The organism is Pseudarthrobacter sp. NPDC058196, assembly GCF_042882685.1.
GTDB lineage: Bacteria > Actinomycetota > Actinomycetes > Actinomycetales > Micrococcaceae > Arthrobacter.
On record NZ_JBHVVN010000031.1, the window covers coordinates 1 to 1,073 of the forward strand.

1 pseudogene is annotated in these 1,073 nt (G+C 63.0%); it reads right to left on the reverse strand.

Going from position 1 to position 1,073, the window contains the following annotated elements:
* Window positions 1–1,073, reverse strand: a pseudogene (locus tag ACFVVC_RS22380) (pyruvate dehydrogenase (acetyl-transferring), homodimeric type); the annotation flags it as partial.

The window sequence follows — 1,073 nt, forward strand, 5'->3', positions numbered from 1 at the left end:
ACCGGGACCAGGGGGATGCCGTGGGTGGCGTAGGCGGTTCCGGCGGCGGTGAAGGCTGCGACGGCGCCGGCTTCGTTGATGCCGGGGTGGATGAGCTGGCCCGCGGGGGACTCTTTGTAGGCCAGGACGAGGTCGCGGTCCACGGAGAGGTAGTTCTGGCCCTTGGGGTTGTAGATCTTCGCGGTCGGGAAGAACGCGTCCATCCCGAACGTCCGGGATTCATCCGGCACGATGGGCACAATCCGGTCCCCGAACTTCTTGTCGCGGAGCAAATCCTTGAGCAGGCGCACGAATGCCATGGTGGTGGCCGCCTGCTGCTTGCCCGAGCCGCGCATGGCAACCTCGTAGGACTTCGGCTCAGGCAGTTCAACCGCCTCATGACGGGAACGGCGCTCCGGAACGGAACCTCCCAGCGCCCTGCGCCGCTCCATCAGGTAGGCAACCTCCGGGGCATCCGGACCAGGGTGGTAGTAGGGAGGGCGGTAGGGGTCGGCATCCAGTTGTTCATCCGAAATGGGAATGCGCAGGTAATCCCTGAAGTCCTTGAGGTCCTCGACCGTCAGTTTCTTCATCTGGTGCGTGGCATTCCGCCCCTCAAACCTTGGTCCGAGTCCGTAGCCTTTGACGGTGTGGGCGAGGATGACGGTGGGTTTGCCCTTGAATTCGGTGGCGGCTTTGTAGGCGGCGTAGACCTTGCGGTAGTCGTGGCCGCCGCGTTTGAGGTTCCAGATCTGGTCATCGGTGAGGTCCGCGACGAGGTCTTTGGTTTGCGGGGTTTTACCGAAGAAGTGTTCGCGGACGAAGCCGCCGGATTCGGCTTTGTAGGTCTGGTAGTCGCCGTCGACGGTTTCGTTCATGATTTTCACGAGTGAGCCGTCGGTGTCGCGGGTGAGCAGGTCATCCCATTCCCGGCCCCAGACGACCTTGATGACGTTCCAGCCCGCGCCGCGGAAGAACGCTTCGAGTTCCTGCATGATCTTCCCGTTGCCCCGGACCGGGCCGTCGAGGCGCTGGAGGTTGCAGTTGATCACGAAGTTCAGGTTGTCCAGGTTCTCGTTCGCGGCGAGCTGGAG